We start from the raw sequence: 6422 nt of genomic DNA on the forward strand, positions 1-6422 counted from the left end.
TCATTTAATTAATCTACTTTTATAATTTTAAATTAGGAGATGAGATATGTATGTGTGGAATTACAGGCTGGGTAGATTGGAAGAAGGATCTTTCCAATGAACGTGTGATTTTAGAAAAGATGGCAAATAGTATTCAGCATCGCGGTCCTGATGCTGAAGGATTTTGGTTTTCACCTCACGCGGCTTTTGCACACCGGCGTTTAATTGTTATTGACCCAGAAGGCGGGAAACAACCGAAGACATTCCGTGCTGGTGATTATACGTATGCTCTTACCTATAATGGAGAAATTTATAATTTCCGTGAGCTTAGAGAATTACTTCAAAAACAAGGTCATACATTTGAAACACACTCAGACACAGAAGTGTTACTACATGCTTATTTAGAATGGAAAGAAGATTGCGTACAACATTTAAATGGAATTTTCGCTTTTGCAATATGGGATGATCAGAAGCAACAATTGTTTTTAGCACGAGATCATTTAGGTGTAAAACCACTCTTTTATACAGAAAGAAATAACAGCATTATTTTCGGTTCTGAAATAAAAGCGCTATTAGCTCACCCATCTGTTCCTGCTGAACTTGATACAGACGGAATAAATGAAATATTTGGATTAGGCTTATTTCGAACTCCAGGATGTGGCGTCTTTAAACATATTCAAGAAGTTCGTGCTGGACATTCTATAACGTTCACACGTGATAAAAAAGTAGTTAAGAAGTATTGGAATTTAGAAAGTAAGATCCATACAGATTCTATTGAAGACACATCCTCACATATTTTATCAATCTTACAAGATACAGTAAAAAGACAATTAATTGCCGATGTTCCCCTCGTTTGTATGTTATCAGGCGGTTTAGATTCTAGTGGAATTACTGCATTGGCAGGTAAAGAATTTGCAGAGGAACACAAAGCACTTCACACGTATTCAATTGACTTTGTAAACAGTGCTAAAGATTTCGAACTTACATTTGCTCGTACTGGTCTAGATGCTCCTTGGGTAAAACGTGTATCTCAGCACGTAGGGACATCGCATCATGATATTATTGTTAATGCAGAAGAACTAGCAAATCACTTATTTGTTCCCCTCCATGCGAAAGATTTACCGAGTGCTGGTGAAATGGAAACTTCACTATATTTACTATTTTGCGAAATGAAAAAAGAGGCAACCGTTGCCTTATCTGGCGAATCGGCGGATGAAGTATTCGGGGGGTATCCTTGGTTTCATCAAGAAGAGTTATTATATGTAGATAAGTTTCCATGGTTAACAAACTGGAAAAACACATCTTCTCTATTATTAAATGACGTAACGAATCAATGTAATCCTGAGCATTACATTGATAAACGATTCCACGAAGCTATTTGGGAAGTACCCACTCTTGAAGAAGAAAGTAAAAAAGAAGCGAAACAACGTCAAATGTTTTATTTATTTTTAACAAGATTCCTTCCCTTCTTGCTCGATCGTAAAGATCGTATGAGTATGGCTGTTGGCTTTGAAGTTCGTGTACCGTTTTGTGATTACAGACTTGTTGAATATTTATGGAACGTTCCTTTCAACATTAAAAGTATTGATAATATTGAAAAGGGGATTTTGCGTAGAGCATTGAAACCTGCTTTACCAGACGACGTGCGAAATAGAAGAAAGAGTGCTTATCCAACCTCACAAGATCCACACTATTTACAAACAATCCGCAATTTAACACTTGATATGTGCAGCAATAAAAACAATCCTGTTTTCTCACTTATTAACCATTCCACAATACTTGCAATTGCTAATCAAAGTAATAAAGAGATTAACAATTTTGAAGCAAGAAGTGCTATGGAGTATATGCTCCAAGTGAATGAATGGTTAAAAACATATCACATTCATATTGCTTAATAAAAAGGAGTTCAAGGATAAAAACCCTTGAACTCCTTTTCAGTTCTTAATTGGCACATTGTCTATCTTCAGTATCGATGGACCATCCGATAATAGTGGCACAATCTCTACCTTTCCACTGAAGTACATTTGTTAATACAGGCTCAATCTGTAAGCAAGTTCCGTCGTGTAATATTTCTACTAAAGATTGATCATCATCAAACTTTCGTTTATCACATTCTAAAATACCATCCGTCGCCATTACAATGTGGTTCTGGCCTCTTTCTAATCCCCTTACGCCTGATGTAAAGCAAGGTGTATTCGCTGCAAAAACATTTTTCCTTCCTATATATTCATAATTCTTACGCTTATTTAGCCTACCCTTTCCATTTTTCGTTTTCTCAGAATGGAATAAATACGCGAAGCAATCACCAACTGATAACCAATATAAAAACTCGCCTTTTCGCAAACAAATTAAGCATGCGAGCTCCTCATCATCTTGATCGCATTTCTCAATAAATAGCTCATCTGTAAATAAAGCTAATAAGTACATATGTGTATGATGAAAAGCTAAATGTATTGGGTATGAAAATAACTCTTTAAGTTTTTCTTTTCTTTCTGAAATGGCCTCTATTATATAATGTATATTTTTCGTTTTATGGTGTGTATCAAATATCATAACAAATTCAAATTCTAATTTCGGATCCCACCAAGCTAGCACTGCATCTCCTCTTTCATATGCATCACTCTCTTGACTCCCCCCATATACGCCGACTGAAAGAGGACCACATTTTTCAACATGTATTTGATCTACATACATCTTTTCATGACTAATCCATTTAAATGTATTCACAGCTATCATCCTCTCTCTTGCTAAATGTATACCTTTACACATAGATTACCTTATATTTCAGTAAAAATAAACTTTTTCAACATTTATTATGAAAATAAGAGGATTTTAATTCTTAACAAACGAATATATCTTATTATACGACATAAAAAAATTGGAGGATTACGCATATGAAAGACATCAATCAACATTGGGAGACAATATACTACCACTTACGATATGAATATGAAGACAATCTTTCTCACCAAGCAATCCGCATTTTACAAATCATTTCTCGTGAGAAAGATATAACAATTGGAAAAGTTGCTTCTGAACTTGGGCTATCTCATAATACAGCGTCCGAACATGTAAAACGCCTTATTCAAAAGGAATTTATTATTAAAGAAAGAAATAAACAAGATGAAAGAGTTGTGAACCTTGCATTAACAAAAACAGGCATCGAAGTATTAGAAAAGCATACTTTACTAGATAAAAAAAAGATACAAATATTAGAGTCACAGCTATCAAAAGAAGAGCAACAATTAATTGATAAAGCTTTTTCGTTATTAGCTAAGGAGGCAAAATATGCATTTCCTCGTTAAGATTATCGTCTCCGCCCTCATTATTGGCGGTGTAACCGAATTTGCTAAATATTATAGTACACTTGGTGGCTTTATCGCTGCTCTTCCTCTTATTAGTTTACTTAGTTTATTTTGGATTTCTTTCGAAGGTGGGAGTAAACAGGAGTTAAGTCAATTTGCTATGGGCGTATTATATGGATTTCCTGCATCAGCATTACTATTATTTATTGTTTATATCGGTTTAAAGAACTCTTTTTCACTTAGTACATCTATACTCTTCGGCATAGGCGCCTGGTGTATCGCCTTTGCTTGTCAAAAATTATTTCAAGCTTAGGAGGAATTATCATTAATAGAATAGTAGAAATACTCGGGCGAAAAATAGAAGTATATATGAGAGGTAATAGTAAACAAACTGTCGTGATTCAAACAGGAATGGGCTGCTCATTTTATGATTGGCTTCCTATTATAGAAAAGCTTTCACAAAAATTTACAGTCATTTCATACCATCGCCCAGGTTATGGAGAAAGTGAGCTTGGAAATAATCCACGTACAACTATGCAAGTTGCAAAGGAACTACATATGTTGCTACATGAACTAGCTATTCACGAACCAATCATTTTAATCGGTCATTCCTACGGAGGTTTATGCGCACAACATTTTGCAATGTTACATGAGGACCAAATAAAAGCACTTATTTTAGTTGATTCTACCTCCATGAACTTACACCGATTAGATGAACTTCATTTACCGATTTCTGATCAAACTGATTCTGATGATATTTGGCTGCAAAAATATCATACTTACTCCAAAATGGATGTAGATGCACTTTATACTGAACTAAAACCTATGCTCATCAATCAATCAGAACATCATATCGAATTTTCTATATCGCCTTCATTATATAAAGCGACAGCTTCTGAACTGGCGGAGTGGAAAAATTGCGCTCGCTCAATAAAAGAACTATATAAAACATTAGAAATACCATTAACCGTTATCGGTAGAGATCCCCAGTATTCTATTACTCAAATGATTGAGAGCGATATGCCAAAAGAAGAAGCTACACAACTTGAAGAGATGTGGCAAGAACTTATACGTGAACAATTACATCTCTCAATAAACAGCAAATATATTCTTGCCAAACATGCTGGTCACGGTATAGAAAATGATCGCCCAGATACTATCATTGAAGCAATTCACTCATTGTAAATAAAAAAAGGAAGCAACTAAAGTTGCTTCCTTACTTATCTATTCATAATCTTCTTCATCATCAACTTCTTCATAATACGAATTCTCATTGCTTACATATATAGGGCCGTTCGCAACATCAATACGCAGTACCCATGCCCATGGCACAGCTAAACGTTTATGTATCGCTCGCCAAAAGTTCATTGATTTTTTTTCGTACTCCTGGAACTCCTGAAGTAATTCTTTATAGGAGGAACCGTCTAACTGAATATTTGCTTCTAATAAACGAGAATGGGCATAGTACTGTAACTCAAGTTCAGCAGCAATTTCCATTTCTTCTTCCGTTGCCATACCTATAATCGCTCCATCTGCTGGTGCGATTTCATATACGTTGTGAACTTCAATAAGCCCTTCTTTCTCTTTCTCAAACATGTAAACAGCCTCCTTTAACATATTTTTTTATGTTACAAAGTCATACTTCTACAATAACTTCTCTCTTTCCTCTTTTTTTGATAAACTTTTACAAATTATTAACCTGATGACCTGTATGCTCTATTCTTCCTGCAGAAACTAAACTCTCATTATGAAAAGTTAACTTAAATACATCAGGCATAAGAAGTGTTTTCCAAAAATGAAAATCATATGTAGCATCAAAATAATTCATCAGTAACACCATAATATTCCCATGAGTACCTATTACAATATTCTTCCCCTTATACTTTTCCAATATATTTTGCATACATATTACAGCACGCTTTTGCGCTACATCATTTGATTCTCCGCCTTCGTATACAAAAGTCCAATCTTCCCACACTTTCTGAATAGCATCATGAAAATCTTCTACTGGATCTTTACTTAATAACCTTTCCCGTAAATCTTCTTCCAGTTGTATTGATAGTTTGTTTACACTTGCAATTCCTTCAACGGTCTGAATCGCTCTTTTGTATGGACTAGAAATAACAACATCTATCTTCTCATCTTTTAACAAGCTTGTTATGTTCTTTGCATCTAGCCAACCCTTTTCAGATAAGGGACGTTCCCTTTCTTCCTTTGTATATGTAGAGTGAGCGTGCCTAACGAAATATATTGTAGTCATAACCTCCAACCCTTTCCCATTAAAATCATTTACTTTCAAATCGCAACCTACTTATATATAAAACCTTTTTAACTTTATTACTCATTATTACAGCTACTGATGCTCCTGCCATTAACGCATCTATTCAATTCATTCGATTAGATATCGGTTAATTCCTTTGAGTACATTTCTTATAAAACAAAGCATCTTTTTGTTTACATAATAAAATTATATTATTATAATCTTTTTCTAAATTCTTCACTTGTTATACCATCTCGAATAAAGTAATCTATATTATTTTTTAACTTTCCATAGGTTTCTTCATTTTTTCTTGAGTCAAAGAAAAGGTTTGGAGTTCCTGAGCTTTTCTTTAAATTTTTATTATCTGTAATATATCCTGAATTACTTATTTTCCCCCTCTATCCCGCTCCGAACATTTCTGATTTCACACTGTATCGTATGAAAAAATTTTATGGATGTGCCCATTAACAACATAACAAAAAAACATGCTTTCATTATGAGAGCATGTTTTGTGATATTCTTCACATTGTTTAGTTAAAAAATAAACCTTTTACTTACCATGATGTAACATTAAATCACTAAGCTCTTCTTCAATGTGATTTAATTTCGCAACGCCTTCTTTCCATTTATGAATATAACGTGAAACTCCAACGAAAAATAAAACAAAAATTGTAGAAAGAATAATACCATACACGATTGCTACAGTACTCATAGTTACACTTCCTTGTAATTAGTTATATTTTTATTATAAACCTTTTTCTTTTAAAATACTTCGATTTCAACTTTTTGTAACAAAATTGATTTTTCTAACAATATAAAAAATGATACTACATTAACTTCTAGTAAACGCCAGTTCCGTTTAACTAATAACCAGTGGG

Annotated in this window: 8 protein-coding genes and 1 pseudogene; 4 read left to right on the forward strand and 5 right to left on the reverse strand. The window is 33.9% G+C overall.

Annotated features, from left to right (window positions below; all coding sequences use genetic code 11):
* Positions 1-50 precede the first annotated feature (50 nt).
* Positions 51-1874 carry an asparagine synthase (glutamine-hydrolyzing) gene (gene asnB, locus U860_RS0113840; protein WP_025148990.1) on the forward strand — a complete coding sequence of 608 codons (1824 nt, stop codon included), beginning with the start codon at positions 51-53 and terminating at the stop codon, positions 1872-1874.
* 46 nt (positions 1875-1920) lie between these two features.
* On the opposite strand, the gene U860_RS0113845 is transcribed toward asnB, so the two are convergent.
* On the reverse strand, positions 1921-2748 hold the full coding sequence (locus U860_RS0113845) for a protein phosphatase 2C domain-containing protein (RefSeq protein ID WP_025148991.1): 828 nt from the start codon (positions 2746-2748) through the stop codon (positions 1921-1923).
* Between the two features lie 125 nt (positions 2749-2873).
* Here U860_RS0113845 and U860_RS0113850 point away from each other — a divergent pair, with 125 nt between their 5' ends.
* From U860_RS0113850 to U860_RS0113860, 3 genes are read left to right on the forward strand one after another with little or no spacing between them, the layout of a single operon-like run.
* Positions 2874-3284, forward strand: a complete 411-nt coding sequence (locus tag U860_RS0113850; RefSeq protein WP_025148992.1) for a MarR family transcriptional regulator — start codon at positions 2874-2876, stop codon at positions 3282-3284.
* The gene (locus U860_RS0113855) at positions 3268-3597 is read left to right on the forward strand and encodes a DUF3147 family protein (RefSeq protein WP_025148993.1); all 330 of its coding nucleotides are present in this window, start codon (positions 3268-3270) and stop codon (positions 3595-3597) included. Before U860_RS0113850 ends, U860_RS0113855 begins: the two co-directional genes overlap by 17 nt.
* Complete coding sequence (locus U860_RS0113860) at positions 3558-4469, forward strand: alpha/beta hydrolase (protein WP_025148994.1); 912 nt, start codon at positions 3558-3560, stop codon at positions 4467-4469. Before U860_RS0113855 ends, U860_RS0113860 begins: the two co-directional genes overlap by 40 nt.
* Before the next feature lie 39 nt (positions 4470-4508).
* Here U860_RS0113860 and U860_RS0113865 read toward each other — a convergent pair whose 3' ends face one another.
* The 4 genes and pseudogenes from U860_RS0113865 to U860_RS0113875 all read right to left on the reverse strand — a co-directional run bounded on the left by U860_RS0113865 (position 4509) and on the right by U860_RS0113875 (position 6256).
* Positions 4509-4880: a hypothetical protein gene (locus tag U860_RS0113865; protein WP_002171287.1), complete on the reverse strand. Its 372-nt coding sequence runs from the start codon at positions 4878-4880 to the stop codon at positions 4509-4511.
* An 88-nt stretch (positions 4881-4968) separates the two neighbouring features.
* The gene (locus U860_RS0113870; RefSeq protein WP_025148995.1) at positions 4969-5544 is read right to left on the reverse strand and encodes a histidine phosphatase family protein; all 576 of its coding nucleotides are present in this window, start codon (positions 5542-5544) and stop codon (positions 4969-4971) included.
* Between the two features lie 302 nt (positions 5545-5846).
* Positions 5847-5933 (reverse strand): annotated as a pseudogene (locus tag U860_RS35905) (cupin domain-containing protein); the annotation flags it as partial.
* Between the two features lie 161 nt (positions 5934-6094).
* Entirely contained in the window at positions 6095-6256 is a 162-nt protein-coding gene (locus U860_RS0113875) for a hypothetical protein (protein ID WP_002171285.1), read from the reverse strand.
* Between the last annotated feature and the right edge of the window lie 166 nt (positions 6257-6422).

The organism is Bacillus sp. H1a (assembly GCF_000633475.1).
Classification (GTDB): Bacteria; Bacillota; Bacilli; order Bacillales; family Bacillaceae_G; genus Bacillus_A; species Bacillus_A paramycoides.

Bases quoted from the DNA above. Each gene is read 5' to 3' on its own strand.
- asnB (WP_025148990.1), top strand. From the start codon at position 51: ATGTGTGGAATTACAGGCTGGGTAGATTGGAAGAAGGATCTTTCCAAT.
- U860_RS0113845 (WP_025148991.1), bottom strand. From the start codon at position 2,748: ATGTGTAAAGGTATACATTTAGCAAGAGAGAGGATGATAGCTGTGAAT.
- U860_RS0113850 (WP_025148992.1), top strand. From the start codon at position 2,874: ATGAAAGACATCAATCAACATTGGGAGACAATATACTACCACTTACGA.
- U860_RS0113855 (WP_025148993.1), top strand. From the start codon at position 3,268: ATGCATTTCCTCGTTAAGATTATCGTCTCCGCCCTCATTATTGGCGGT.
- U860_RS0113865 (WP_002171287.1), bottom strand. From the start codon at position 4,880: ATGTTTGAGAAAGAGAAAGAAGGGCTTATTGAAGTTCACAACGTATAT.
- U860_RS0113870 (WP_025148995.1), bottom strand. From the start codon at position 5,544: ATGACTACAATATATTTCGTTAGGCACGCTCACTCTACATATACAAAG.
- U860_RS0113875 (WP_002171285.1), bottom strand. From the start codon at position 6,256: ATGAGTACTGTAGCAATCGTGTATGGTATTATTCTTTCTACAATTTTT.